The organism is Antrihabitans stalagmiti (genome assembly GCF_016482825.1).
GTDB classification, from domain to species: Bacteria; Actinomycetota; Actinomycetes; order Mycobacteriales; family Mycobacteriaceae; genus Antrihabitans; species Antrihabitans stalagmiti.
Map to the genome: position 1 here is coordinate 85,942 of NZ_JAEMNV010000012.1, position 26,867 is coordinate 112,808.

Below are 26,867 nucleotides of genomic sequence, written 5' to 3' on the forward strand. Positions count from 1 at the left end.
AGGTTCCGACCTCCGAAAAGACTCACGAGGTACTGACCACTCGCGACACCCTGCCGAGATCGGTTTGCTCCGTCGATACTTCCACGATGTCGGCCTCCAGTTCAGCCGGAACATCGTCACCGACAGCCGCGGTGATCAGAACCTGCTCCGCATCAGCGGCGACCGACGCCAGCGCCGACCGCCGTCGACGATCCAGCTCAGCAAATACGTCGTCGAGCATCAAAACCGGATCGGAACCATCGGCGCGTAACAACTCGTAGGACGCCAACCGCAACGACAGCGCATACGACCACGACTCACCGTGGCTGGCGAAACCCTTCGCCGGCTCGCTGCCGAGGTACAGCTCGAGATCGTCACGATGTGGTCCGACGAGACACACACCGCGTTCGATCTCCTTCGACCGCACGGTCGCCAGTTCCTGCAGAAAGACGGCTTCGAGTACCTCGGCATCGTCCCGGACAGGTTCCCGTGCAATATCGAGAAACTCGGGCGGCAACGAGTCGCCGAGACTGCTCTTGTAGCGCACACTCGACGGCCGCGATTCCGGCGCGATCGACCGGTAGGCCTCGATGAGATACGGCGCCAGCTCGTGGACCAACTTCAACCGCTCCGCGACCAGGATCGAGCCGTGCGCTGCAAGGTGACCGTCCCAGACGTCCAGCGTTCCGAGGTCGGCTCGACGCGAGCGGGCAGCGGTTTTCAACAGCGCTGATCGTTGCCGCAGCACGCGGTCGTAGTCGGACCGCACAGCAGCCAGACGCGGCAACCGTGTTGTGCTCAACTCGTCGAGGAATCGACGGCGCTCCCCTGGATCACCACGGACAAGCGCGAGATCTTCCGGCGAGAAAAGCACCGTTCGCAGGATTCCGAGAATCTCGCGGGTGCGACGAGCTGGACTTCTATTGATCCGCGCGCGGTTGGCGAGCCCTTGATTCAGTTCGACATCGATCGTCAGTTCGCGCCCGAGATTGACAACGGTCGCCCCGATCAGCGACTTCGACATTCCAGTACGAATCAGCGGCGCCTCGGAGGCAACCCGGTGCGACGACAGTGTCGAAAGATAACCCAACGCCTCGAGCAGATTCGTCTTGCCATTGCCATTGGAACCGAGAAATACGGTTCGTCCTGGTTGTAGTTCGATGCCGACCTTGTCCCACGACCGAAAATCGTGCAACGACAGGGCTCTGACGTACACCCGTCAGCCCGGCAAGCGAACCGGCATCAACAGATACGTGTAGTCGCTCTCCGGCGCCGTGAAGCTACCCGAGGCAGCCGATTCAGGCTCATCGTCGGACGCTGGACGCAGCACCGCAGGCCTGCTCGGTGTCGTGAAACCGAACGACACCCGATCGCTGTGCAGCGAACCGAGACCGTCGATCAAGTAGCCGGGGTTGAACGCGATGGTCAGCGCAGTGCCTCTGAAGTCAGCCTCCAGCGCTTCCTCTGCACGACCGGCGTCTTCCCCACCAGCGGAAAGCAACAATCCTTCGTCGGAGAACTCGAGTCGAACCTGAGCACCGCGGTCCGCGACGAGTGCAACACGCTTGATGGCCTCGATGAGTGGTGCGACGTCGAGAGTCGCCATCGACGTGTGTTCCTTCGGCAGCAGCTGCCTGAACTTCGGGAATTCGGCGTCGAGCAGGCGAGTCGTGGTCCGTCGACCCGAGGTCACGATGCCGAGCAGACCTTCGGCACCGACCGTCGAACCGCCACCGAGCGACAGTTCGACTCGCGAATCCAATGGTCCGACAAGCGTTTTCGCAGATTCCGACAGCGTCTTCGCTGGAATCAACACCGCAGCCTTCACATCGGCCTTTGCGGGTTCCCAATCGACGTGCCGCACTGCGAGCCGAAAACGGTCGGTCGCAGCGAGCACAACCTTGTCGCCCTCGATCTCGACGCGAATACCCGTCAGCATCGGCAACGTGTCGTCCTTACCGGCCGCAACGGCAACCTGACCGACCGCTTCGGAGAACGCGTCGACCGACAACGAGCCGGTCTTGCCGGGCAGTTCGGGAAGCTGTGGATAGTCCTCGACAGGCATCGTCGGGAGAGAGAACTTGGCACTGCCGCACGCAATCAGGACGCGGGTGCCGTCGACGGTCACATCGACAGGCTTGCCTGGCAGCGACTTGGTGATGTCGGCAAGGAGTCGACCTGACACGAGCACCTCGCCATGACCGGCAACCTCTGCCGAGATACGCATCTGCGCGGAGACCTCGTAGTCGAACCCGGAGACGGTCAGGCCGTCCTCGGAGGTCGCGAGCAACACCCCGCCGAGTACAGGAACCGGCGGCCGGGAAGGAAGGCTGCGGGCGACCCAGGCGACAGAATCGGCAAAGTCTTCTCGAGCGACTCGAAACTTAATGCTCGCAAGCTCCATCGCCCGGCTTTTCCTCTCGGTCGGTTGGGGTTCCAACGTCGTCGAAGTCTGACACACGACGCCGACAGACACGCTATGCGTTCCGACTCCAACTTGAAAGCCGAACGTCGACGCTGACGATCTCTCGAAGGTGCCGTTCGACCCTTCGTCCCCAACACCTGTTTTTAAAGAGTTAATTAGAGGACTAGAACAACAACAGTATTAGGTCCTGTGGAATCTGTGGACCAAGCCCGAAGTCGCAGGTGGCCAAGCGTGGCGACCTGGGGATGGACTCGGGACAAGCTCGAGGAGCAACGTGACCGGTTGGGGACGGTTCGAGTTTGTCGACATCTCTCCCAAGTTCATCCCCAGGCATTTGGGATTACTCACAAAGTTATCCACAGGTGTGAGTTGTTTCATTTTGTTGGAATCGGAGACCTGAAGCAGGACAAAAAACGGCGGCACCCGGTGTTGCGGGTACCGCCGAAAGTTGTCCGACATCGGTGAATCCACGACGGGAGCTAGCGCTTCGAACGCTGCTTGATACGTGCCGTCAGCTCCTGGACCTGGTCGTATACCTTCCGACGCTCGGTCATCTCCTTTTTGATCTTCTTTTCCGCGTACATGACGGTCGTGTGGTCACGGCCGAAGGTCTGACCGATCTTGGGTAGTGACAGATCGGTCAGCTCGCGGCACAGATACATCGCGATCTGCCTCGCCTGGGCCAGTGGCCTGGCTTTTCCTGGCCCGCAGAGGTCGTCGATCGAAATCGTGAAGTACTCGGCGGTAACGGCCATGATCGTCGCCGCATTGATCTCCAACGTCGCCGTATCGGGCATCAGATCGCGCAAGACGATCTCGGCGAGAGTCAGGTCGAGTGGCTGACCGTTGAGCGACGCGAACGCCGTCACACGAATGAGCGCGCCCTCCAATTCGCGGATGTTGCGCTCGATCCTGCTTGCGATCAGCTCGAGCACATCGTGGGGAACATCGAGCCGATCCATGCGGGCCTTCTTACGAAGAATCGCGATCCGGGTTTCGAGTTCCGGTGGCTGCACATCGGTGATGAGGCCCCACTCGAATCGCGTCCGCAGACGTTCCTCGAGGGTCGTCAGCTGCTTCGGCGGCCGGTCGGAGGAGACAACGATCTGCTTGTTCGCGTTGTGGAGTGTGTTGAAGGTGTGGAAGAACTCTTCCTGGATACCTTCCTTGCCTTCGATGAACTGAATGTCGTCGACGAGCAGTACGTCGGTCTCGCGGTACCGGCGTTTGAACGCAACCTTGCGGTCGTCACGGAGACTGTTGATGAAGTCGTTGGTGAACTCTTCGGTCGAGACGTACTTGACGCGCATGCCAGGGAACAATCGCTGCGCGTACTGCCCGGCCGCGTGCAGTAGGTGCGTCTTCCCGAGGCCGGAGGCACCCCAGACGAACAGTGGGTTGTAAGCCCGTGCCGGAGCTTCGGCGATTGCAACGGCCGCGGCGTGCGCGAAGCGGTTGGACGCTCCGATCACGAAGGTGTCGAACGTGTACTTCGAGTTGAGGCTGTTCGTACCCGAGGACGACGACGGCGCATCGGCCGGCTTGGTGAAGTAGGACGGCCACGAACTCTGGATGCTCGCAATCGCCTCGCGCTCGTCGTCGATCTCGTCGAACGCGGAACTGCCGTTCGCTCCGGTGAGCCGGCGTCGCCGAAAATCTGTTTCCGTCGACATGTCGTCGTCGACGTCGTGGGTCATCCGTTCGGGTCCGGAGCGAGTCCGGTTGCGCGGCTCCGGACCGGGGTGCGGTGGTGGGTCCATCGCAATTTCAGGTGTTTCGGACGCTGCTTCGGCTGCGGCGATACGGACGCCGAGACCTTCTACCTGAATGCCGAGATGGCGTCCGAGGGACTGCAAAATCGGTTCGCGGAGGTCGCGCTCGATGGCTTCTTGTGCGAAAGACGACGGGACGGACAGCAACGCGAATCCCTGGGTCAGCGTCAGCGGTTTGACCAGCGCGAGCCACGCTTTGTGCGCGTTCGTCAGAGGAGTGGTCGATCCGTCCGAACCACTGTTGAGCGCTGCAACCACGTCAGGCCATACCGCTGCGAGTGCATTTTGGTCGTCGTTCAAGACGGGTGCCTCCTCTTGTGGAGATTCGATGAGGCTTGGGTACGACTGCACCGAACCCCGGTGTGGAGCGACCCCGAACCGCGCCACGTAGGGATACGAATATGCCACCCCGGTGCTGTCTCCACACAATTATCCACAGATGTGGAGAAACACAGGGATGTTACTTGGATCTCCTGCGACCCGGAACAAATCGCCCTCACCTGGGCTTTTTCGGACAGTTTCTGATAAGCCGACCCTAAGTAAGCCTGGTCGAGGTCTGGAACCTGTGGAATCTGGGTGCAGCGAGTTTGACCCGACCAGGGCGACCCGATTACCCTCGTACAGTCACCCGCTGGTGAGGTGGCCGCTTCGTGCTGGCTGGGCTTGCTCGGTTCACGATCCTCGGATCGGCCGTTGCTTGCGTTGCGTCACCAGTGTTGGACCAAAGTTGTTTTACCACCAGATTTGCAAGTCCCCATTGGGCACCACGAGGGTGCCTACGATTTTCGAGGAGTGTTCACCGTGGCCAAGGGCAAGCGGACGTTCCAGCCGAACAACCGACGCCGCGCGCGTGTTCACGGCTTCCGTCTCCGGATGCGGACCCGTGCGGGCCGCGCAATCGTTTCTGCGCGTCGCCGTAAGGGCCGCGACACACTGACCGCCTGATCGATACCTTCGGGTTCGGACGCTCGGGTGTTGCCTGAGCCACATCGGTTGCATCACCACGCAGACTTCTCCCGGACGGTGCGCCGCGGCCATCGAATCGGGAGGCGTGACCTCGTCGTGCACATTTTCGACAGGAACCGTGCTGCCGATGATGCGACCTCCGAACCTGTTCTCGGCGTCGGTGGACTCCGAATGGGTTTGATCGTGAGCAAGACCGTCGGCAACGCCGTCACACGTCATCGTGTTGCGCGTCGCCTGCGGCACAGCTTTCACAGCTTGATCGACGACGTCGACCTCAGTGTCGACGTCGTCGTTCGTGCATTACCCTCCGCTGCGTCTGCGTCGTCCGCGGATCTCGAGCGCCAACTTCGCGCCGGGCTGTCGAAAGTTCGCCAGCGCTCGATGTCCCCCGCCGAAAATACTCGGCGATGATGGCGCAACGATTGCAGACCTCGGTCGCGTTCGTCAGGAACGCTCCCGTTCGGTCTCTCGTTTTTCTCGTCGAGCTGTACCGGACCTATGTGTCCCCCACTCGCATGCCGACCTGTCGATTCACCCCAACCTGTAGTGAGTACGCAGTCGACTCGCTGCGCGAATGGGGTGTCTTTCGGGGTCTAGCTTTGACGGTCGTTCGATTGGCTAAATGCGCGCCCTGGCACCCTGGTGGGTGGGACCCGGTTCCGCAGCGCAAAAGCCGCCGCGACCATAAGACCGATACGAAGCACCACTCGATGCCGAGTGTGAATCAACAGAGGAGTACATAGAGCCGTGCTCGACTTCATCTACTACCCGGTCGCCGCGATTTTGTGGTTCTGGCACAAGGTGTTCGGGGCCATCCCGTTCCTCGGGCCGGCCAACGGAATTGCGTGGGCGCTCTCGGTTGTGTTCCTCGTGTTCACGTTGCGACTGCTGCTGTACAAGCCCTTCGTCAAGCAGGTGCGCACAACACGTCAGATGCAGGAACTGCAGCCGCAGATCAAGGCGCTGCAGAAGAAGTACGCGGGCGACCGCCAGCGTCAGGCTCTCGAACTGCAGAAGCTGCAGAAGGAACACGGCTTCAACCCGATCATGGGCTGCCTTCCTGTTCTTGCGCAGGCGCCGGTGTTCATCGGTCTCTATCACGTGCTGCGTTCGTTCAACCGGACCGGTCACGGAATGGGTCAACTCGGCCTCGATCCGGCGACCAACAGAACGCTGAACAACTATGTGTTCGATGTTGCAGACGTCAACTCGTTCCTTGATGCTCGTCTGTTCGGCGCACCGATTTCGGCTGCGGTCACCGCACCGGAAACCGAGCTGATCGGCTTCGTCAACGAGAACCTCGGCCTCGGGCTCCCCTCGACTGTGGGCCTTGCACTCGTCGCCATCCCGTTGATGATCATTGCGAGCCTCGCGACGCACTTCAACGCTCGTGCGTCGGTCGCCAGGCAGAGCGAAGCAGCCGCAGCCAACCCGCAAGCCGCGATCATGAACAAGTTGGCCCTGTGGGTGTTCCCGCTCGGTGTGCTCGTGTTCGGTGTGTTCCTGCCGATCGCCATCCTGCTGTACTGGGTTGCCAACAACATCTGGACCTATGGTCAGCAGCACCTGGTGTTCCGCAAGATCGACAAAGAAGAAGAGGCCAAGAAGCAAGAGGTCCTCGAGCGGCGGACACAGAACGCACCGAAGCCAGGCGCGAAACCGATGAAGACGAAGGGTGGGGCAGTCGAGCTGACGAAGGGTTCCTCACTCGACGACAGCGACATCGAGGACGACGAAACTCCGTCGACACCGAAGCCCGGTCAGAAGCCGAAACAACCCGTGAAGCAAGCTCAGAAGAGGCCCAACAGGGGTACCAGTCAGCAACGTAGGCCTTCCGGAGCGCGGTCGGGCAATCGTGGTAGGTCGAACAAGCGAAAGCGAAGCTGAGCCGGATGCTGACAGAAAAGACGCGGGAAGAAGAGGAAACGGAAACCACAATGGGAACTGATTCCGGAAACGGAACCGACGAGGGCAGCGTTGCAGTGACCGACGTTGCCACCACCGAGGTCGATGACGCACCCGGCAAGGATTCGGCTGAATCCGACGATTACCTGATCGAAGAAGGCGAGATCGCGGGCGACTACCTCGAGCAGTTGCTCGACGTACTCGACTTCGACGGTGACATCGATCTCGACGTCGAGGGTGATCGCGCCATCGTGAGTATCGACGGCGGCAAGGATCTGTCGAAGTTGGTCGGTCGTAAGGGCGAGGTGCTCGACGCCCTGCAGGAGTTGACTCGTCTTGCCGTGCAGCAGTCGACAGGCGAGCGAAGCCGGTTGATGCTCGACGTGGCAGGTTGGCGTGCGGGTCGGCGTGCGGAACTGACGACACTTGGCCGAGACGCCGCACAACGGGTCCTCGAGTCCGGCGAACGTGAGGCGTTGAGTCCGATGACGCCGTTCGAGCGCAAGATCGTTCACGATGCTGTTGCCGGTATTGACGGAGTTTCGAGCGAGAGCGAGGGCGCCGAGCCTTCCAGGCGAGTAGTGGTAGTCCGGCAGTGAGTGGGTAGACAATCAGCAGGGCCTCCGGTCGTCGACCGGAGGCCCTGTTTGTTATCGAGAGCAAATTACATCGATGTTGTTCCGTCGCTAGACGCAGTGGAGGATGTTTCACGTGGAACGAAATGACAGCGAGACGATAGAGCCTCCGCCCGCCGCACATCGAATCTTCGGTGATCGCATCGAACTGGCAATCGCCTATTGGAAGGCTCTGTCGACCGATGGTGTCGAGCGCGGACTTATCGGTCCGCGTGAAGTGCCGAGGCTGTGGGAACGACACATCCTCAATTGCGCTGTCATCGGAGAACTGATTGCCGAAGGGGAATCCGTAGTCGACATCGGTAGCGGTGCCGGGCTGCCCGGGATCCCGCTCGCGATCGCTCGGCCCGACCTCCGGGTCGCTCTGGTCGAGCCTCTGCTGCGCCGCACTCGATTCCTCGGCGAGTTCGTCGAAGCCGCCGGCCTCGACATCACCGTGGTCCGCGGCCGCGCAGAGCAAGCCGGCGTTGTGCATGAAGTCGGTGGTGCCGACGTCGCCACGTCCCGCGCAGTTGCTCCGCTCGAGAAGCTGTCCAAGTGGTCACTCCCCCTCGTTCACGAGAATGGACGCATGCTCGCGATGAAGGGGTCCAGCGCGGCTGAGGAGATCACACGGGATCGCGCTGCGCTCACCCGACTCGGCGCCGGTGCCGTCGACGTCGTCGAGTGCGGATCGACGTTCCTCGAAACACCGACGATCGTTGTGCGCGCGGTAAGAATCGCGAAGCGGCACAAGTAGGGGCGTCGTCGTCACGGGCGCAGGAGTGGTGTGTTCTCGAGTTGATCGCACCGGAGGTAGAGCCGTGAGTGTGGTTCCGTCTTCTTGTTGCGCGAGTGGTTTAGATGCGGTCGAGCCGATTTACACGCAGTGACAGAACCCCCGATTCGAGGACCGCTTCGGGAGAACGAGCGGCGACGGATCCTTTCGCGCCTCGTGTCACGTGACTCCTCGGACCTGTTGGTCAGGTGTGCGCCCACATCGACGAGAAATTCTGACTTCTTGGTCGTACGGTCCGTCTTGTCTCGGCCAGAAATTACTTCGATGTTATTAGTGGTCGGCGGGAGTTGTTTCACGTGGAACACAACCTGTTCGACTAGGTAGCTCTCCGGAGCAGTCAGGGGCGGAGAACAGTTCTGGAGGATTCGCCATCTGCACAACACTCCCCTACGAGTCGCGGGTAGGACGGAGTTGATGGATCGCTGCTTCCCCGAAAATCAGAGGGGACCGGGTTGTCGATTCCCCGCGATTAAGACGCCGGGCGCTGTGTCTTACCCCCTTGCGCCGTGAGGTTCGGCTCGACTGCTCGGGTCCGCTGACTCGAATACGAAACGAGCGAAATCTGGGGCTACCGGTCGCTTCCCGAATAGGACACTTTGCATGCGGACGTTGCGATCTCGGTCAGCTCGTACATCGACCATTTCCAACAACCAGCAGCAGCGCGTTGATGACCGGAAGCGTCGCTGTTCGATACACCGTTCATCGCCAAGGTGAAGATGCAGTGGATTGCCTTCGTAGTGCATGTCGCGTGGAGTTGCCCGTCAAGGGCTTGTGACACGTAGAGCTCGGCGAACAAGTTTCGTAGCGTGGGCGACGCCGGGTCTCACTGCTGCAATTGGGATACAGGAGTGAGCGGTGCACAGATGGGCTTGCGTGGAGGGAAGCGCTGCCGTCGGTTCCCTGCTTCTACGCCGGGCGTTACGTGGCTTGCTGTGCTCATGGTGTCGTCTTGGAGCAACGTAGACCTGGACACCGATGTAGCCGCGGCTTTCGGTTCATTCATCGTGTTGTCGGTGACAACCTGCCGACAGTGTCGATGCCTGCGCTGCAGCTGGGATGAATGTGACTGTGTCACGGCTAGCGGTTGCTGGAACTAGTTTGATGTACGAGCTGATCGAGAGTGCGGTTGTGCGCACGCGGTGTCCGGTTCGGTGGGTGGCGTTCGAGAGCCCCTCTACTCTCACGTCGAGGATCCGATCATGAGTGGATGCTCGCGACATCATCGGCAGGCGTACCGGTCGCGTGTCATCATCGGCCGGCCTACCCGTCCCCCGGCTCCGGCGGCGTGATCGTTTGATCGCGGTCATCGATCGGGTCGGTGGTCCTCCGACGTTCCACGTGAAACATGGCGATTGCTCTGAGTGATTGGTAGCCCCAGGAGATTGCGGAGAAGCGATGTGTGAGCCGCGGCATCCATAACCGTCGGACGACCCGCCGCCAGTCCCTCCAAAGCTGGAACATGACGGTTAGGTGGGTCTGGCAAGTACTCAGGTTGCGGCGAGCGGATCGTCGCCTGCCAAGACCGGTGACTGTCGCGGATCGCTCACAGTCGATCGGAGATGCCGGTTGTGACCGACCGGCTCATCCTTGTCGATGCCCCTGCATGGATGGTTGCTCGACTACAGGCAGCTCGGTTTGGATTCGAGCGGAATCCTGACACGGTTCATCGAAGGCTTCGTGACAATGCATGTCCTACCCGATCTTGGTTCGTCGTAGTTGTCGCCGAGATGCACTTCGTGCGTGAAGCCACGAGAGTCCCGCCCAGGGGCGTGAAGGCGAAGTCCGGTCGGACCTCTCCTGCTAGCGTCGCGCCCTCGACGACGTGCAGCACGCCACCGAAGAATCGCTTCGGCGGAGGACTGCGCAACTGCCGAACTCCTTCACGCCGGTGTCGACTGTGCCTACAGGGTTACGGCATGCGCGCCCGCGACCGAGGAATGGTGCTGCGGGGACATCGACAACCCGGAACCCAACCCGACGATCCGAACGACCGACCGAACACCGGGGCGTCCAGGTCTACGCGCGCATTGCGGATCGGTCGACGATCGTGCACCGGGGCCTCGCCTGACGCTTTGTCGAGTGAGGGGTGGTGGACTTGCAATTGGCCACACAGAGCGGGCGGAGTGGATTTCGCGCAGTGAGGGTCTGCGACGCCCGTAGATCTCATCGCTCGGCGGCCGATAGATCGTGGTGTTCCCTCGCCACAATTGGATCCAGTCAGGCGAGTTGCGCGGCCCGAGAGTGGATCAGTCCTGACGGTAGGCAGAGCAACCGTGTGCGAACCGTGGTTGTTCGATCTGTTGAGATCTTCAGGCCTTCCAAGTCATGTAGTCGGTGGCACGGCTATGGCTTGCTCGGTGGGCCGACCCCGGCTACCCGGAAGAGAGCGAAGGCGCGGAGAGGTGTTGGGTGGATTCTCGACCGCCGATGATCGGCTGCACGCATTCCGTTCATTAGGGGGTGGCCGAACAACGGGCGCATCCGCATGTCCCTTACGTCGCGCCCGTCGCTGAGATCGTCTGTCGTCCCTGAGAAGGAGATGGTCGCGGAGTCGGCCCAGCTCTCACAACCTGTCGGTGTGGGTGCGCCACCAGCTGAGGTTCCACGTGAAACATGCGGTCGAGGTCACTGAGCCAGCCATCGTGTCCTATTCCCTCGACCGAGTGTTTGTGTAGCTCACTACTGCCGGTACTGGAGTGTTATTGCCAGGGACGACTCGTTGGATGGCAGTTCACGTGGCCGTTCGAGTCCGACTGCGCGGGCCAAAACTCGGATGCACAAGCATGACGTCGATTTTTGGGAGCATGGTTTGAACCGACCAAACGTGACTTTGCGTCAGATGTACCGCGAGTGAGTTCGTGGTCGTCTGCGCGATCGGGAGCGTTCTGCTGGAACGGCGGTGGGAAGTCGTGGTGGATAAAAGACCGTCGACCACAACTAGGTATGAGTCGCGAGGGCGGGTGACCGTGTCCGTGCAGTCACGTCCCACTGGTAGGTCTGAACGTCGTAATCCGTCGATGTCGGTTCGTCGTATTGGAGACGGATTCGATCTATCTGAGGACGTATTGCGACGAGCGGTGGACTGCAAATGTAGGCCAGCGTTCCGGAAGGATTCGCGACCGGGAATCGGATTGGCCGTACCGTGCGACAGCGTCCCCAGTGCATTCGGAGATGTCCGCAATGTTTCACGTGGAACGCTCGGGGACGAGCTGCGACGGTGGCGGTGATTCCCGATCAGTTGCCGCGTCGTCTACTCCAAAAACAAATACCGCACATCCCGCCCTGTCGACCGTTCCACGTGAAACATGGGCGTCCGATCGCTTGGGGCTAGGCCTTCTCGGCAAAGGAACCCGGTGACATCGCCGCACCCGAGCGATTGACAAGTGCAGCCGAATCGGCCGGGAGTCCAGGCGCGGATCGACGGACCACCTACCGCCCGACTCGATGACCCGCCTTCTGAATCTGGATCGGTGCCACAGGAATTCGAGTGACGGCGATAGGCGATCCGATGTCGCCCGTTGTCGATAGGTTCGGACATCTAGTACGGCTGAACGGGCCTCTCCGATCCGACGGCCAGCATGTCTCTGCAGACCACAATCACCCGGCGGGCGAACACAAGTTTCTTCGTCTGGTCGGGCTAGTGAGGCAACTTCTATTCGACAAATCACGTTTCGGCGTGTCGGCTGCGTGTCTCGGTTGGTTTGGCCGCGCCCGACTTCCTTATCGGAGCGGGTGCTGGCAAGCTTGGGTTCATCGCGTATGACGGTGGAGCTGACGCCGACCAGAGCCGCTCGGTGAAGCACGATCGCTGCGACGAGCCGATCATTTCTGGGGGGCGACTCCTGTTGAAGTCATAGACTTTTCGATTCGCTGTAAGGGTTAAGGAGAGCTAATGCCAGGTGGTACCAACGTTTCACGTGAAACGTCCACAGAACCACTGTTGGAGGCCGGACGTCACGGGAAGGTCGATCCTGATTTCGCTGCCGCGTACCCCGGCATCTCCCTCACCGACACCCCGATAGGCGCTGCTGCGCAACGTGCAAGCCAAGTCCTGCACCCGGAGTCTGTAGCACTTCCGAAGCTGAAAGAACGCCGCGTGATCACGGTTGCGAACCAGAAGGGTGGCGTTGGCAAGACGACGACTGCAGTGAATCTCGCATCCGCGCTAGCACTGCAAGGGCTGACAGTTCTCGTCGTCGACCTGGACCCGCAGGGTAATGCCAGTACGGCCCTCGGGGTCGATCACCGCTCCGGAATTGCGTCCAGCTACGAACTGCTGCTCGGCGAGACAACGGCGAAGGAAGCCATTCAGACGAGCCCGCACAGCCCGCGTCTGCTTTGCATTCCGGCCACGATCGACCTTGCCGGCGCCGAGATCGAACTGGTGTCGATGGTTGCGCGTGAAGGTCGATTGAAGACGGCACTGAGCGATGCCGCACTCGAGGAATTCGAGATCGACTTCGTGCTGATCGACTGCCCGCCGTCCCTCGGACTGCTGACCGTTAATGCAATGGTCGCAGCCAAGGAAGTCCTGATTCCTATCCAGTGCGAGTACTACGCGCTGGAAGGTGTCGGACAGTTGCTTCGAAACATCCAACTTGTGCAGGCACATCTGAATCCCTCACTGCACGTATCGACCGTAATTCTCACGATGTACGACGGTCGAACGAAGCTCGCGGATCAGGTCGCGGACGAGGTTCGCAACCACTTCGGAGAAGCTGTTCTTCGCGCGGTGATCCCGCGCAGCGTCAAGGTCTCCGAGGCCCCTGGCTACGGGATGACCGTGCTCGACTACGACCCGGGTTCGAGGGGTGCAATGAGTTATCTGGATGCAGGGCGTGAACTTGCTTCTCGCTCCGCCGGCGTAGTTGGGAGCGTGGAGCGATGAGTCAGGCACGCAACAAGGGTGGTCTCGGCCGCGGCCTTGCAGCTCTGATTCCAACCGGACCGACCGGCGGTGGACCCGGTCTCGGCAGTGCAGCTGCCGACGTCATCATCGGCGTCGAGCGATCGAGCGCCGCGTTGAAGCTGGCCGGTGCGAACGAAACGAAGGCACGTGCGGAAGCCGCGGACGAGGCTGAACTGGCTCCGGCTGGCGCCGTATACCGCGAGATTCCACCCGGTCAGATCAAGCCGAATCCGAAGCAGCCGCGCCAGGTCTTCGAAGAGGAAGCGCTCACCGAGCTCGTCCATTCGATCCGTGAGTTCGGGCTTATGCAGCCGATCGTCGTTCGACGGACAAGCCCGAAGAGCTACGAGCTCGTCATGGGCGAGCGCCGTTGGCGAGCAAGTCAGCTCGCGGGCCTGGAGGCGATTCCGGCAATCGTTCGGGAGACCGCGGACGAGTCGATGCTCCGCGACGCGTTGCTCGAGAATATCCACCGCGTTCAGTTGAATCCCCTCGAAGAAGCAGCCGCGTATCAACAGCTGCTCGAAGAGTTCGAGGTGACTCATGAGGAACTCGCGAACAAGCTCGGCCGATCGCGTCCCGTCATCACCAACATGATCCGGCTGCTGAAGCTTCCGATTCCAGTGCAGCGTCGCGTCGCTGCCGGTGTTCTGTCGGCGGGTCACGCGCGTGCTCTCCTCGCTCTCGAAGCCGGAGCGGACGCGCAGGAGGTCCTCGCAGCGCGCATCGTCGCCGAGGGACTGTCGGTTCGCGCGACCGAGGAAGCTGTCACGTTGGCCAACCGGGAGGACGCAACTGCGCTGCAACCCGCTGCCCGACGCAAGCCGATTCAGATGCCAGGACTGCAGGATGTGGCCGAGCGACTGTCCGAGTCCTTCGACACGCGCGTCACCGTCAGCCTCGGCAAGCGAAAAGGCAAGATTGTCGTCGAATTTGGATCGGTCGACGACCTTCAACGCATCGTCGGATTGATGGAGAAAGAAGGGGCAATTTAGCCCATTTCGAGGGGGTTCCGGCCATACGCGGTCGATACGTCACAGTGACAGGTCGTCGAAACGGCCCTTTGGAGCCGTAACTCTCACCTGACAGGCGGTTCGCATCGCCTATCCTTAGCAGTGGCCAGTGCCGAATTCGCGGTGCTGGATTTCTCGAGCCGATCACATTCGGTGGGTATGGAGGCTGAGCGAGCGTGTCGACCAGCGTCACCGCCCTCACCCTCGACCGCCTCGACACCCTCCCGACCCACTCTCGACGATGTGTGTTCTGGGAACTCGATCCAGCAGTGGCAGCGACATCCAAAGAATTCACGGATCCGGTATTCGAGAAGGAAGCTTGGCTGTCGTCGGTGCTCCTCGAGTGGGGCTCCTGCGGACAGGTCGCGACAGTCGACGGATTCCCGGCAGGTTGTGCGCTCTACTCGCCGCCGAGCGCTGTTCCCCGCGCGACGCTGTTCCCGACCTCACCCGTCAGCGCGGACGCCGTCCTATTGACCACACTGCGCCTCGAGCGCGGAGCTGGCCGGGAAGACGTCGCCAACGACGACGCGCTGGCTAGCAGTCTCGTACAGGCAGTCGTCGCCGATCTTGTCCGCCGAGGTGTTCGTGCTCTTGAATCCTTCGGCATAGTCAAGACCGACGAAGAGAACGATCCCGATTCTGCGGCAGCCGACGCAACACCGACCGCCACAGCGGCACTCGACTGCTCGCCGACGACCTGCATGATTCCCGCGGACTTTTTGGAAAGCGTCGGATTCGAAGTCGTTGCGCCTCATCATCGATTCCCTCGACTGAGGCTCGAATTGGACCGCGACCATGGTTGGAAGGCCGACGTCGAGTACGCCCTCGAGCAGTTGCTGGCCGCCGCGCAGATTACGGTTCCGGATTTTGGCTACCGAACGAAGGCCGGTGCCAGATAGCGGATTTCGTCCCAGGTGAGACGAAAGCCGATGATCAGCCGCGGTCGGCCGAAGCCAACTCTTCCGCCAGCAGTTCGGCGAATGTGTAAGTGCCGGTTGGCTGATCGTCTTGGCCGAGCAGGTAAAGACGTTTGACGGCAATCAGGATCGCCTCTGCGATGACGTCACGGAATCGTGGATTCGTGAGCACGGCAGCGTCGTATTGGTTTGTGAGATAACCGATATCGACCTGCACGGTCGGCATCTTGGTGAGGCGCAACAGATCCCACGTCCGACCGTGAACTCTGCAGTCCTGCAGCGAGGTTCGAGCAACGACCTCACGTTGAATGAATCCGGAAAGAACCTGGCCGATCATCGACGTGGAACCGTGCGAATTGCCGAAATGGAAGCTCGCAACGCCGTTCGCGGACGGGCTGCCGTTCGACGCGCAGCGCAACGAGATCATCAGGTCGGCGTCGAACGAGTTGGATGTCTCAGCGCGTTCGACATCGGTCGGATTGGTGTGATGCGGCCGCGACAGGAACGTCTCCATGCCGGTGGCCGCCATCCGACCCTCCAGCCTGCTTGCGAGGTCCCAGAGAATTTCGGATTCGAACATGTCGCCGAACTCGGTCCAAACGGTTCGCCCCTTGTCCGGGCCACCGAGACCGGGATCGATGACGATTCGCTTCCCCGTGAGCTGCGGACCCGACCGGTGGACGAGTTCCTCTTCACTGATGCGGTGCGGATTGCCACCTGTGACGCGAGCGCCAAGCAGCTCGAGCGAACGCAGTGTGTCCGGACCGCAGATTCCGTCCGACGCGAGACCGATCTCTCGTTGGAACGAACTCAAGCCCTCGTGGGTCTGCGGACCGAAGTAGCCGTCGACGCGGTCGACGTAGAAGCCGAGGTCCTGCAATCGGCGCTGCAGGGTTGCGACGTCGTCACCGTAGAGGGGTGCGGACAATTGGTAGAACATCGTCCGCGCGCCCAGGCTGTAGGACGCCTCTTTGAGCGACCTATACGTCGCTGGACCTACAACGCCGTCCACAAGCAGGCCACGTTGCTGCTGAAACGCCCGTACGGCGCTGTCCAATGCCTGGTCGAACGCCACATCGGGCGCGATCCAGTAGGTGTCTTCGCCGTCGTCCGGATCGATTGTTTCGCCGTTGTCGTGCAGATAGCCGAGACGGACCAACGTGCCTCGTACCTCTGCTACGGCAGCGCCATGATCGCCGTGACTGAGTCGATGCATTGCGTCAGCGCCTTCCTGTTATCGGCCGGTGTGCGCGCGAAACCGCGCGCACACATCGGTCGATTGTCTCAGAAGCTGCGCAGCCACGGGCACACGAGGGCAATTCCGCCTGGCGGCGAGTCGGTCTCAGATGACGTCGGACAGCTCGCGCAGGAGAGCAGCCTTGCCTTTGGCGCCGACGATCTGCTTCGCTGGCTTGCCACCCTGGAAGAGGATGAGCGTCGGGATCGACATCACCTGGTAGTCGCGCTGCGTACCCGGGTTGGCGTCGATGTCGAGCTTGGCGATGGTGAGCTTGTCGCCGTGCTCTTTCGAAATCTCCTCGAGCACGGGCGCAACCATGCGGCACGGGCCGCACCAGGTTGCCCAGAAGTCGACGAGAACCGGCTTCTCGCTGGTGAGGACATCGTCAGCGAACGATGCGTCGGTGACGTTGATGATGTTGGACATGGTTGCTCCTGGTGTGTTGGAGAAAAACTTGGGTGGTTGGCTTGTCGATCAGCCCACGGCGACGGCGTGACCCGCGTTGTCGACCGTGTTGGTGGTGATGTCGCCGCGTTCCGACAGCCAGCGCTCGGCGTCGATTGCTGCGGAACATCCGGTGCCAGCAGCGGTGATGGCCTGGCGGTAGGTGTGGTCGACCAGGTCGCCTGCGGCAAACACGCCCTCGACAGTTGTTGCGGTAGAGGGCGATTGGACGCGGACATAGCCTGCCTCGTCGAGTTCCACCTGACCCTTCACCAGTTCGCTGCGTGGATCGTGACCGACGGCGACGAACATGCCCGTCACATCGAGCTGGCTCTCTTCGCCGGTGATGGTGTCGCGCAGCGTCACGCCGGTGACACTGTTCTCACCAAGCACCGCCACGACCGACGAGTTGAGTACGAAGCGGATCTTGTCGTTCGCCTTCGCGCGCTCGAGCATGATTCGCGATGCACGGAACTCCTCGCGGCGGTGCACGATCGTCACCGAGCGAGCGAATTTCGTGAGGAAGGTGGCTTCCTCCATGGCAGAGTCGCCACCACCGACGACGACGATGTCCTGTTCCTTGAAGAAGAAGCCGTCACACGTCGCGCAGGCACTGACGCCACGTCCGAGCAACTCCTGCTCCCCCGGAATGTTCAGATAGCGGGCTGCAGCGCCCATCGCGAGGATGATCGCGTGCGCACGGTAGGTATCTCCGTAGACGGTGACGGACTTGATCGGACCTGACAGGTCGATCTCGTCGACATCCTCGGTCCGAATATCCGCACCGAAGCGCTTTGCCTGCTCGCGCATCTCTTCCATCAGGTCGGGGCCCATGATGCCGCCGCGGAAGCCTGGGAAGTTCTCGACCTCGGTCGTCGTCATCAGTGCGCCACCGAATTGAGTGCCCTCGAAGAGTAGTGGTTCGAGTTCGGCGCGTGCCGCGTAGACAGCAGCGGTATATCCAGCGGGTCCGGAGCCGACGATGATGAGGTCGCGGACGCTCGATTCAGCGGCCTGTGCAGAGGGGGCGTTCACTTCGGACATGTGTCCTTCCGGGTACGGACTGGTTGATTCATTCCGATCAACACCAGCGTAAAGGGTGTTGTTCCCGCATTCGCGTCGAGTCAGCCGATGTCCGACCGTGCTCGCAACTGTGGATCGTCCGCCTTGCAGCCTGTTCCGACGACCACAGCGGTCACGGTCGGCGGTGTCGGGCCGCCGACGAGCAGGAGGACCGCATCCTGGCCGCGAAAGGTCACTGGTGCTGCGCCCAGTGGTTTTGCTGCTGGATTCAGACCGTTGGCTGCAAGACACTCGCCGAGATTGCCTGCCAGCGCACTGGGGACATCTTGGCGTCCAAGGAGTGTCAGCGCGGTCGGTGCCAGTTCGTCACCCAGGTCGACAGGTGTGACCGTCGAGGTCGGCCGTGCTTCGACCGACCCGCTCGGCGTCGGCTCGCGCAGCACCACCACAGCAAAGACGACAGCCACTGCGGCCGCGACGGCTGCTCCCGCTCCGAGCGCCCAACGGCGACGGTTGACGAATCGCGGATGCGAGGTCAAGGACGTTACCGACGTCAAACTGTGCTCGCGCGCAATCGCGGCTTCCATGCGGGCGGCGACGTCGTCGGGAATCGTCGTCCCGACGCCTGTGTTGCGGCCGAGATCGCCGAGTTGGGCAGCGACCCGATCGAGGGCGGACATCGTGCGCATCGCGTCATCGTCGGCGCGGACGAGTGGCCAGAGTTCGCTGGCTACGTCTTCGGGGAGGGCGCCGGCGTGCAGATCGGCAAGCAGTTCGACGGAGTACGGCGGCTGCGGCACGCCGCTGCGACTGCCCATCTCACGCCTCCACCTGATACTCGATCACGAATACTGCGACACCACACGACGTACTGGGCGCGAGGTTCGGAGAACTTCCTACCCCACACTAGTTTCGACGTACCGATATCAGATTCGGTTCCCGGGATCACGAAGATAGTCCAATTTTTCCGCAAGTTTGAGGCGTCCTCTGGCACAACGGCTTTTGATCGTGCCCGCCGGAACGCCGAGGGCTTGCGCGGCGTCCGATACCGAGTAGCCCTCGACGTCGACGGCGACGAGTGCGGCGCGTTGTTCGGCAGGCAACGACATCAAGGCTTTCTGTACTACGAGGGACATCTCGAGGTCTGCGTAGTGGTTGCGGTCGTCTCGTGGCTCGTCGGATTCGTCCGTCGTCAGCGATACGGTCGGGCGTGACTTGTTTCGGCGGATGCGATCGAGACAGGCATTCACGACGATCGCGTGCAACCAACTCCGTACCGCGGCATCCGCTCGGAAGTTCGCTGCCTTGCGATGCGCGGAAAGCAAAGCTTCTTGAAGTGCGTCGGCGGCGTCTTCACGTGTGTAGGAAGTCCGAAGCGCTGTCTGCCAGAGATGGTCGTAATGGCGACGCATCAGCTCGGCGAACGCGTGGCCGTCCCCAGCTACGTGGGCAGCAAGCAGATCGACATCAGTTGACACCACTCCCCGCCCCCCTGGATTCCGCACTCCGACTGTGTCGACCCCATCCGTCGACTTCCCCGACGAACACAATAAGCGAGAACCGTCGTTCAGGTGCGACCAAGCCCGTCGGAATGCTGATATGCCCCCCTGCCGGCATACCAACAGACTCCGCTGACGATCGGAACTCGGGTAGGGAGTTCCAGTGCCTCCCTCGTGGGGAGCGCGAATAGATAGTACCCAGACCATCAATCGTCTAGCAAACCGACAGTTACCTTTTGCCTACCGAAGAAACTGTGTCAGCGGGGCGCGGTGAAGATCAGGTCTGCGATGGTGGATTGGTTCTGGTTGCCCTTCTCGGCAAGCTTGGTGATCCAGACCAACACGTAGCGGACCGGCTGATCGCTGGTCACCGGAATCTGCGTTATGCCGGGACCCAGTGTCGCGGAACCGATTTCCTGAGTCTGATCGAGCGTCGGGTTCGTCGAAGGCGACGACCTGATCTCGACGACCGTGCCCGGACTCGGCGAGTTGATCGCCACCTCCGACAGCTTGGTCGGCTCTGGCAACGTCACCAGCATGCCGATACCCGATTTCAATTTCGGGAAAGGCTCGGAGTATTGATCGGACTCCCAGACAGTGTTCGGATTGCCGTCCAGCACCAGTTTCGCGGCCTCGGGGCTGTCGGGTGTGCCCTGACCCGGCAGCGAGAACTCAGCGACAGCGCTCGCAGGGACCACAATGCCCCCTGGCGCAGGTGCATCGGTTGCGCCCGAAGGCGCCGCGGGAGCCGACGTGAAGCCGGGGACGGTGAAGCCCTCGTCCCCGCTGCCGGTCAGCTTGTTGGCCAGAAGAGCACCCGCAGTTGCAAGGAGAATGATGACCACGGCACCGAGGCCGGCGATCATCAGCATCGTCCGCTTGGACCTGGCCTGTTCGGCTGCGAGTTCTTCCGGATCGGCGAGCGAATGTCCCGACGAACCGGGCGCACGCTGGCCGAGACGCAGCGCAGGCATCAGGTCGGTCTTCTGATCGACAACAGAAGCCTGGTCGAGGACGTGCTGGACCGTGGCGGCGGTGCGAACACCACGATTCGTTTCGAGTGCCCGCACAGCGACGGCGGAGATCTCGAACGGCACCTCCGGGCGGACCTCCCGTGGCTCGATCGGGGCACCGTCGGCGCCACGAGTGGCAGGCAGGAGACCGCCGACCTTCGCAACGGGGATCGCGGTACCGGACACTCCGCCGGGAGTAGCGCCGGCCAGGGGCCAGCGAGCGGTGATCAAGGCGTAAAGCATGGCGCCGAGGCCGCGGACGTCGGATTGAGCATCCGCGTCGGCCAACGTTCCGGGGAATGCGAGCACAGCGTCGCCGGCGACACTGATGCGAACGCGATCGGGATGATCGATCGACAAGGCGCCGCCACTGCGGTGTGTGAGCTCGGCTGCCGAGGCGAGCGCTCGGATGGCTCGGGCTGCGCCGATCGGCGACGGCGTCGTTTCCGCCATCTCCGCGAGGGAACGTCCCGGCGTCCATTCGGCGACGACGATGCCACCCGAACTGCCACGGACGACGTCGAGTACGCGGGCGAGACCGGGGGAATTGATGCGCCCGAGTCGCAACGTCCGAGACAGGATCGCCTGCGGACCCTCATCGAGGGTAGAGGTCGGATCTGCTGCCTGTTCCGAGTCGACGAAGGTCAGTGCGACCTCGCGATCGAGCTTCGTGTCGAGGGCCTGCCAGAACGTGAGCCCTCGAGAGCCACCGTGTGCGGCGAGAAGTCGGTAGCGACCACCGGCGACGGATGCGCCAGGAACAAGTTTCGGTCCGCGAGGAGCACGCCGAACCGTCGGATCGTCGAAGCCTGGTCGTGGCGGTCGAGGCTGCCCGGGTATCGGACCGTCTGCGTCGTGCGGCAGCTGACGAGGCCGGACCGGAGTGGTCGCGTCGGACGGCTGGGAAGACGAGGGGGTCGGACCGGACGCTGCGGAGCCGTCCACGGGAGGACGAGGAGGTGCGGCGGGTTCGGCTCGGTCGGGCGATGTGGGGGCCTTGCTGAACCGCACGGTCTCGTCGGCGGGCTTGGTGTTCGATGTCACAGTGTCTGTCGACACACCACCAGCACCGATGCCGGAAACGGTGGGCTTCGAGGTATCTGCGGCGGTACTGCCGACGGGCTTGCCGGCGATCGAATCGTCGCCCATCCTCACTCCTTCACGAGTTTGTCCCCAAGCTGGTCCCGCTGGTCCCACGTGGGGCCGACCACCCGTCCTCTGCCGAACAGGGTACGGGAACTCACCAACGCCAGTGATATCAACCGCATCGACCCTGATAGTCGGGATGACCATCGTTTGGGCGTCCATCATCGGGTCGTATGCCGGTTCCGGCTCGGGTTCGATAACGCGCGTCCCACCGAGTCGTCGTCGCAACGCCACTGTTATGGCGACGATCTCGGGAACGTTTGCGATTCTCAGAATTGTAAACGTCACAGCGAGCATCAGGAGACCGCCGATACCCACACGAAGCAGCGAACCGACGCCGCCGAGCCCTTCGGTTAGACGGTCGAACCGGAGCAGCCAGTCGATTCCGCGCATCACACCCGCGCCGACCAGCGCTGCAACGAGGACGATCCACACCGTCTTTCCGACGTTCGCCAGTCGTAGCGAGCCGAGGCTTCGGCGCAGCAATATGGCGCCGATGATCGCGCCGAAAAAGAAGCCGATGCCGTTCGCGACGCCGAGCAGAATGACGACGTCGTCGGCGTCGTTGGCTACGACGGGTGCGAGAGCAGACAGACCGACCTTGACGACCGTGATGCCGAGGATGATCCAGGTCGGGGTCCATGCCTTCTCTCGCGCGTAGAAGACACGGAGGTGGATCAGGACGACCGCGTAGGGAATGAGAGTGAACGCCGAGCAGCTGACGGCGAAACCGAGTCTGCTCGAGTCGCCCGCAAAGTTGCCGTAGCCGTACAGCGCCTCGCCGACCTCGGTGCCCGCGAAAGTGAGCAGAACGACGACTGGGATCAGAGCGATCATCGTCAATCGGGTCGCGATCGAGAGATCGTCGACGACAGCGGGAGTGTCGTCGCTCGCAGCGTTTCGGCTGAGCCGAGGCATGATCGCAGTCAGTACTGTCACGCCGAGGACGCCGTAGGGAAGTTGCAGCAGCAGCCATGCATTGTTGTAGATAGCAGGGCCGGCGGCATCGAAGTGCGAGGAGATGCGGGTGGCGAAGACATAACCGAATTGGCTGATGACGACATATACGACGATCGCTATCGCCATGCCGCCGAACTGTTTGAGTCGAGCGTCGAGACCCCACAGCGGCCGAAGCGAGATGTTGTTGCGCCGGATCGCGGGGATGAGACTGGTTGCCTGCACGATGACGCCGAGAGTGACGCCGCCGCCGAGGACGAGCAATTTCGGGTCGCCCATGCTGACGGGGTCGAGTGAGATGTCACCGGGGACTGCGACATACACGCCGAGCACAAGGAGTACGACGACGTTGTTGAGCACCGGTGCCCACGCGCCGGGCTTGAAATCCTGGCGGGTGTTCAGAATTGCCGTGAGGAGTGCGGTCAGTCCGTAGAACAGGATTGCCGGCAGCAGCAGAAACGACAGCGCTGTGGTCAGCTGCGGGTTGACTTCACCGTCCTTCGACAGAAAGACGTACTGCGTGAGGATCGGCGCTGCTGCTGTCGCGAGCAACGCAGCGGCCGCCAACAGCGTGACCGCAGCTGTGAACAGGCGTCTGACGAACGCTGCGCCCTGATCGGGGTCTTCCATTTCGGCTCTGACCAGCACCGGGACCACGATCGCTGTCAGCACCGCACCGAGAACGAGCTCGGCGATCATGTTCGGCAACACGCTCGCGACGGTGTACGCGCTGGCGATAGCTGAACCGAGAACGGTCAGCAGCAGCACCTGCTTGAAGAAGCCGGTGATCCTACTGATCAGCGTCGCGATCGCGATCGAACCGCTCGAGGCGATCAGCTTCGAGTTGGAATTGTCGGGAGCTTCACGCCGAGCAGGCTTCTCCTCGAGCAGCACCGATGCAGGGGCCGGTGCCGACGGAATGGGCGGTGTAACCGGGCCGCCGGGACGGCTGGGAGGAATACGGACAGGCTGGGCGCGCTGCTGCTGGTTCGGCGGGGGTTGAAAGTGCGGCAGTGGACGAGGCGGAAACGCCTGCGGCGGTGCCTGGCGCAGAGGACGTTGCGGCTGATTCGGACGCTGTGCCGGATTCGTGCGACGCGGGTCTATCCACGGAGTGCGCTCCCACGGTGCCGATGGCGCCGACCGTGGCGGCGGGCCGCTACCCGTCATGAACGCTCAAACCCTTCGTCGGCTGGATCCGGCTGGCCGCGGAATCGGTGCAGCAGTCGACGTCCAGCCAACAGCAACAGCAATGCGCCTGCACATCCAGTAATTATCGCCAAGGCTTGACCGTACGCGTTGGAACGCACCGAAACGGTCGTCGGTTCGCCCAAGTCGTGACCGCCCGGTGTTGTAAGCGCAACGTCGACGAACAGGTTCCTGGTGTCGCTGACCTCGGCGGGGACCTGAAGTGGGCGGCTTCCCCGCGGTGGCAACTGCTGTTCGCCGATGTCGGTGATCTTCATCTCCGGCGGTGCATCGATGCGTAGTCGCACACGAATGCCGACCGGCAGATCGTTGCGGGCTACCAGAAGTAGCGGACTCTGTTCCGAGGCGAGGGTGTACACACCACCGGGCGAGAGCACAGTTACCGACCTGAACATCGCGTCGACGGACTGTCGCGATTGCGACAACCGCGCTTGTGCCGCCGCTTCCGCCGCGGACCGTCCGTCGTCGCGCCGACCCGACAGCGACATCGCGCGCAACAGGTCTTCGCGCAGCGGTGCGCCGAACAGTCGCGGCGTGAGTTCCGACTGCGGATCTTCGACGAGTGCACCCAGCAGTGCTGTCACCGACGCAGCTTGCGAGCCCGCCGAGGAACGGATCGATTCTGGTACCGAGTCGTCGACGGCTTGCTGCGGGTAGGTCAAGGCGAACGGCCGCAGGTCCGCAGGCCGACCGAGGAGGTCGGTGAACGACCGTGGGGTGGCGAGCCCGGAACGAAGCAGCGTCGTGACCGCCGAGAGGATCGCTGCCGCCTCGTTGCCGTCGGCGGTCCACTGTTGCGGCGGCACAAGCAACATCGATCGTGGTCGGTTGGGTTGCGGGGTTAGCGCCGACCAACTGATCGCGCCGAGCGCATCCTGCAGCCTCGCCTCGCGGGAATCGTCTTCCAGGTCGTAGCGCGCCTTTGCCGGGGTGAACGACGGCGTCTGGGGCTGCGCACCGACCGCAGCCAGTGCGGTCGCCGCAGAGATATCGAAGGTCGCGGCGTGCAGCGGTTCGGTGTTCGCCGGTGCATCCGGTGTGTTGGCCGGCGCAGAAGGCGGGACCGCGGTCGGAATGCGGACCAGGTCGGGCTGCGCAGTTACATCTTCGGTGTTGCCGTCGACCGCATTTCCGGCGACGACGACCGTCGTGGTTCCGAGCGAGCGCACGAACATGCCGGTGTCGTCGTCGATCGTCCCGGCATCGGGCCAGGTGACGCCGCGGACCGACGTCGCACCCAAGATCCCGTCGACGATGTCGGCAGGAGCCGTGATGGCGCTTGCGGTGATTTCGGAATCGTTCAACGCTGCGACCGCCGGGACATCGACCTGCGCGAACGGCATTGCGAGTGTGCACATCTCGGTGGCTATCGTGCGGAGCTGCTCCAACCATTCCGCAGCCGCTGCCGCGCCGGTACCGTCGCGCGTCGGACCGGTCGGATCGTCGGGATTTTCGAGCACGAGATAGCCACGTGCCATGTTCGACACGGTGATCAGCAGGTCTGGGTCGACGGCTATGCAGGTGCTGTCACGCAAGCGCCTCCCGTCGTCGGCGGATGGTCCGGTCGCGAATTCGAGTGCGCTGACCAGTTGCCCGAGGCGTCCGTCCTTCCGCAACGACGTCGCCAGATCGTCGTCGACGAGGCGGACCCGCTGATCGAGCGAGCCGGGGATGCCTGCGACGAGCCGGGGTCGGTCGGCTAGCGGCCACAGCAGTGTCGTCGCGACCGGCGTCGCCGTCGACGGCGCCACGGCTCTGGCGTCGTCCGCCGCTGGGTCGGACGCCGTCGGGTCCGGTGGCACACCGAGCACGGGGAGCAGAAAGCGAGCGTCGTCGAGTCGGGCTTCGTCACCGAACTCGGGAGCGCCGTTGACGTTCAACAGAAAGGGATAGATTCCCGGCTGGCTGATGCCGAGGTTCGGTGGTGCGTCGGGTCCGGGCTGGGCCGCACGCAACGGCATGGTCAACGTGAACGTCTTCTTCTGACCGGCGCCGAGGCGATCGGCGACGGTGACGAAGTCCCCGACGATGTCGAAGTTGTACTGATCGAGGCGCAACGAGGTCCGCAGCTCGGCAGATGTTGCCACTGCGGCTGCGCGTTGCATCCGGACGTTGATGTCGTCGACGGGTCGGTCTCCGACGTTGGTGACGGTTGCGCTCACGCTGACGGTCGAGTCGCTCGTTGTGGTTACCGAACTCGGGCTCACCGAGTCCACCGAGAGTTCCAGAAATCGTGGCGCGCGGTCGGTGAGCGGCTGCTCGGTGCCGGGAGCTTGGATACCGGGCTCCGAGTTGCCCGGCACAGCGATCGCGGTCGCCGCGGCCGGACCCAACGCCAGCGCCGCGCTTGCCAGCAAAGCCGTCGCAATGCGCGACTGTTTCCGCCACCGCGTCATTCGTCGCCGGCACCGACGGTCGGGCGCTGCGGATCCGAGATCGGATCGGCGAGCTGCGCGATCAATTTCCCCGCTACTTCGGCAAGTCGGCGCTCGTCGGCATAGGCAAGCCGCGACTCGAGTTCGGCGAGAGGCACCCAGGCAACCTCGGTGACCTCGATGTCGGCATCGGAGAGCTCGCCGCCGAGATAACGAAGCAGGTAGTGGTGGACGGTTTTGTGAATTCGGCGACCTTCTGCGACGAACCAATAGTCGATGCTGCCGAGCGACGCGAGCACTTTTCCGCGAATACCGGTCTCTTCGGCGACTTCACGCATCGCCGTTTGCTCAGCGGTTTCGCCCTGTTCGATGTGGCCTTTCGGCAGGGACCAGAGCAACCTGCCGCGACGGTCGGTTCGGCCGATCAGCGCTGCGCACAACGCTTCTCGTGGGCCGTCCAGTCCATCGACGACCAAACCGCCCGCCGAGGTTTCACGCACCGTCTTGAGCCGCGGTTTCGTCTGATTTCCGACCGCACCCCGGCGTCGCGGCTGGCGACGACGATTGTTGGCGCGTTCGGCTGGAGACACCCGATCAATTCTAGCTGTGTTGACGCCTCCCGCCGGAAGGGCGCTCCGAAGCAACGTCTCACCTAAGCT

20 protein-coding genes are annotated in these 26,867 nt (G+C 62.4%); 9 read left to right on the forward strand and 11 right to left on the reverse strand.

Features of this window, described 5'->3' with window-relative positions; translation table 11 throughout:
* Positions 1-22: 22 nt before the first annotated feature.
* The 3 genes from recF to dnaA form a co-directional block, all read right to left on the reverse strand.
* Positions 23-1,195, reverse strand: coding sequence for a DNA replication/repair protein RecF (recF, locus tag JGU71_RS27080; RefSeq protein ID WP_199708203.1), 1,173 nt, complete (start codon positions 1,193-1,195; stop codon positions 23-25).
* Positions 1,196-1,198: 3 nt separating this feature from the next.
* Positions 1,199-2,383 (reverse strand): DNA polymerase III subunit beta, encoded by a 1,185-nt coding sequence (gene dnaN / locus JGU71_RS27085; RefSeq protein ID WP_199708204.1) that lies wholly within the window; start codon positions 2,381-2,383, stop codon positions 1,199-1,201.
* A 500-nt stretch (positions 2,384-2,883) separates the two neighbouring features.
* On the reverse strand, positions 2,884-4,476 hold the full coding sequence (gene dnaA, locus JGU71_RS27090; protein ID WP_199708205.1) for a chromosomal replication initiator protein DnaA: 1,593 nt from the start codon (positions 4,474-4,476) through the stop codon (positions 2,884-2,886).
* Between the two features lie 501 nt (positions 4,477-4,977).
* Here dnaA and rpmH point away from each other — a divergent pair.
* The 9 genes from rpmH to JGU71_RS27135 all read left to right on the forward strand — a co-directional run bounded on the left by rpmH (position 4,978) and on the right by JGU71_RS27135 (position 15,284).
* Entirely contained in the window at positions 4,978-5,121 is a 144-nt protein-coding gene (gene rpmH / locus JGU71_RS27095; protein WP_199708206.1) for a 50S ribosomal protein L34, read from the forward strand.
* A 27-nt stretch (positions 5,122-5,148) separates the two neighbouring features.
* The gene (rnpA, locus tag JGU71_RS27100; RefSeq protein ID WP_199708207.1) at positions 5,149-5,553 is read left to right on the forward strand and encodes a ribonuclease P protein component; all 405 of its coding nucleotides are present in this window, start codon (positions 5,149-5,151) and stop codon (positions 5,551-5,553) included.
* Positions 5,550-5,885, forward strand: coding sequence for a membrane protein insertion efficiency factor YidD (gene yidD, locus JGU71_RS27105; RefSeq protein WP_199708208.1), 336 nt, complete (start codon positions 5,550-5,552; stop codon positions 5,883-5,885). Before rnpA ends, yidD begins: the two co-directional genes overlap by 4 nt.
* A gap of 4 nt (positions 5,886-5,889) precedes the next feature.
* Positions 5,890-7,029 (forward strand): membrane protein insertase YidC, encoded by a 1,140-nt coding sequence (gene yidC / locus JGU71_RS27110; RefSeq protein ID WP_199708209.1) that lies wholly within the window; start codon positions 5,890-5,892, stop codon positions 7,027-7,029.
* Between the two features lie 50 nt (positions 7,030-7,079).
* Positions 7,080-7,646, forward strand: coding sequence for a Jag family protein (locus JGU71_RS27115; RefSeq protein ID WP_199708210.1), 567 nt, complete (start codon positions 7,080-7,082; stop codon positions 7,644-7,646).
* A 103-nt stretch (positions 7,647-7,749) separates the two neighbouring features.
* Positions 7,750-8,421: a 16S rRNA (guanine(527)-N(7))-methyltransferase RsmG gene (gene rsmG, locus JGU71_RS27120; RefSeq protein ID WP_199708211.1), complete on the forward strand. Its 672-nt coding sequence runs from the start codon at positions 7,750-7,752 to the stop codon at positions 8,419-8,421.
* A 3,931-nt stretch (positions 8,422-12,352) separates the two neighbouring features.
* On the forward strand, positions 12,353-13,348 hold the full coding sequence (locus tag JGU71_RS27125; RefSeq protein ID WP_199708213.1) for a ParA family protein: 996 nt from the start codon (positions 12,353-12,355) through the stop codon (positions 13,346-13,348).
* On the forward strand, positions 13,345-14,364 hold the full coding sequence (locus JGU71_RS27130) for a ParB/RepB/Spo0J family partition protein (RefSeq protein WP_199708214.1): 1,020 nt from the start codon (positions 13,345-13,347) through the stop codon (positions 14,362-14,364). The genes JGU71_RS27125 and JGU71_RS27130 overlap by 4 nt, the downstream gene beginning before the upstream one ends.
* Before the next feature lie 194 nt (positions 14,365-14,558).
* Positions 14,559-15,284, forward strand: a complete 726-nt coding sequence (locus JGU71_RS27135; protein WP_199708215.1) for a GNAT family N-acetyltransferase — start codon at positions 14,559-14,561, stop codon at positions 15,282-15,284.
* Between the two features lie 34 nt (positions 15,285-15,318).
* On the opposite strand, the gene JGU71_RS27140 is transcribed toward JGU71_RS27135, so the two are convergent.
* The 8 genes from JGU71_RS27140 to JGU71_RS27175 all read right to left on the reverse strand — a co-directional run bounded on the left by JGU71_RS27140 (position 15,319) and on the right by JGU71_RS27175 (position 26,798).
* Positions 15,319-16,518 (reverse strand): N-acetylmuramoyl-L-alanine amidase, encoded by a 1,200-nt coding sequence (locus JGU71_RS27140; protein ID WP_199708216.1) that lies wholly within the window; start codon positions 16,516-16,518, stop codon positions 15,319-15,321.
* 126 nt (positions 16,519-16,644) lie between these two features.
* Positions 16,645-16,968: a thioredoxin gene (gene trxA, locus JGU71_RS27145; RefSeq protein ID WP_199708217.1), complete on the reverse strand. Its 324-nt coding sequence runs from the start codon at positions 16,966-16,968 to the stop codon at positions 16,645-16,647.
* A gap of 48 nt (positions 16,969-17,016) precedes the next feature.
* The gene (gene trxB, locus JGU71_RS27150) at positions 17,017-18,030 is read right to left on the reverse strand and encodes a thioredoxin-disulfide reductase (RefSeq protein WP_199708218.1); all 1,014 of its coding nucleotides are present in this window, start codon (positions 18,028-18,030) and stop codon (positions 17,017-17,019) included.
* 80 nt (positions 18,031-18,110) lie between these two features.
* Positions 18,111-18,827, reverse strand: a complete 717-nt coding sequence (locus JGU71_RS27155; protein ID WP_199708219.1) for an RsmA family anti-sigma factor — start codon at positions 18,825-18,827, stop codon at positions 18,111-18,113.
* 108 nt (positions 18,828-18,935) lie between these two features.
* Positions 18,936-19,487, reverse strand: coding sequence for an RNA polymerase sigma factor SigM (gene sigM / locus JGU71_RS27160; protein WP_372433240.1), 552 nt, complete (start codon positions 19,485-19,487; stop codon positions 18,936-18,938).
* Positions 19,488-19,765: 278 nt separating this feature from the next.
* A complete protein-coding gene (locus tag JGU71_RS27165) occupies positions 19,766-23,794 on the reverse strand; it encodes a lipid II flippase MurJ (RefSeq protein WP_199708221.1) in 4,029 nt (1,342 codons plus the stop codon).
* On the reverse strand, positions 23,791-26,229 hold the full coding sequence (locus tag JGU71_RS27170) for a glycoprotein (RefSeq protein ID WP_199708223.1): 2,439 nt from the start codon (positions 26,227-26,229) through the stop codon (positions 23,791-23,793). The genes JGU71_RS27165 and JGU71_RS27170 overlap by 4 nt, the downstream gene beginning before the upstream one ends.
* Positions 26,226-26,798 (reverse strand): NUDIX hydrolase, encoded by a 573-nt coding sequence (locus JGU71_RS27175; protein ID WP_199708225.1) that lies wholly within the window; start codon positions 26,796-26,798, stop codon positions 26,226-26,228. The genes JGU71_RS27170 and JGU71_RS27175 overlap by 4 nt, the downstream gene beginning before the upstream one ends.
* Positions 26,799-26,867 lie beyond the last annotated feature (69 nt).

What these genes read in the sequence shown, in the direction of transcription:
- dnaN (WP_199708204.1), bottom strand. Translation starts at nt 2,383, where the DNA reads ATGGAGCTTGCGAGCATTAAGTTTCGAGTCGCTCGAGAAGACTTTGCC.
- yidD (WP_199708208.1), top strand. Translation starts at nt 5,550, where the DNA reads ATGATGGCGCAACGATTGCAGACCTCGGTCGCGTTCGTCAGGAACGCT.
- JGU71_RS27115 (WP_199708210.1), top strand. Translation starts at nt 7,080, where the DNA reads ATGGGAACTGATTCCGGAAACGGAACCGACGAGGGCAGCGTTGCAGTG.
- rsmG (WP_199708211.1), top strand. Translation starts at nt 7,750, where the DNA reads ATGTTTCACGTGGAACGAAATGACAGCGAGACGATAGAGCCTCCGCCC.
- JGU71_RS27125 (WP_199708213.1), top strand. Translation starts at nt 12,353, where the DNA reads ATGCCAGGTGGTACCAACGTTTCACGTGAAACGTCCACAGAACCACTG.
- JGU71_RS27130 (WP_199708214.1), top strand. Translation starts at nt 13,345, where the DNA reads ATGAGTCAGGCACGCAACAAGGGTGGTCTCGGCCGCGGCCTTGCAGCT.
- JGU71_RS27140 (WP_199708216.1), bottom strand. Translation starts at nt 16,518, where the DNA reads ATGCATCGACTCAGTCACGGCGATCATGGCGCTGCCGTAGCAGAGGTA.
- trxA (WP_199708217.1), bottom strand. Translation starts at nt 16,968, where the DNA reads ATGTCCAACATCATCAACGTCACCGACGCATCGTTCGCTGACGATGTC.
- trxB (WP_199708218.1), bottom strand. Translation starts at nt 18,030, where the DNA reads ATGTCCGAAGTGAACGCCCCCTCTGCACAGGCCGCTGAATCGAGCGTC.
- JGU71_RS27155 (WP_199708219.1), bottom strand. Translation starts at nt 18,827, where the DNA reads ATGGGCAGTCGCAGCGGCGTGCCGCAGCCGCCGTACTCCGTCGAACTG.
- JGU71_RS27165 (WP_199708221.1), bottom strand. Translation starts at nt 23,794, where the DNA reads ATGACGGGTAGCGGCCCGCCGCCACGGTCGGCGCCATCGGCACCGTGG.
- JGU71_RS27170 (WP_199708223.1), bottom strand. Translation starts at nt 26,229, where the DNA reads ATGACGCGGTGGCGGAAACAGTCGCGCATTGCGACGGCTTTGCTGGCA.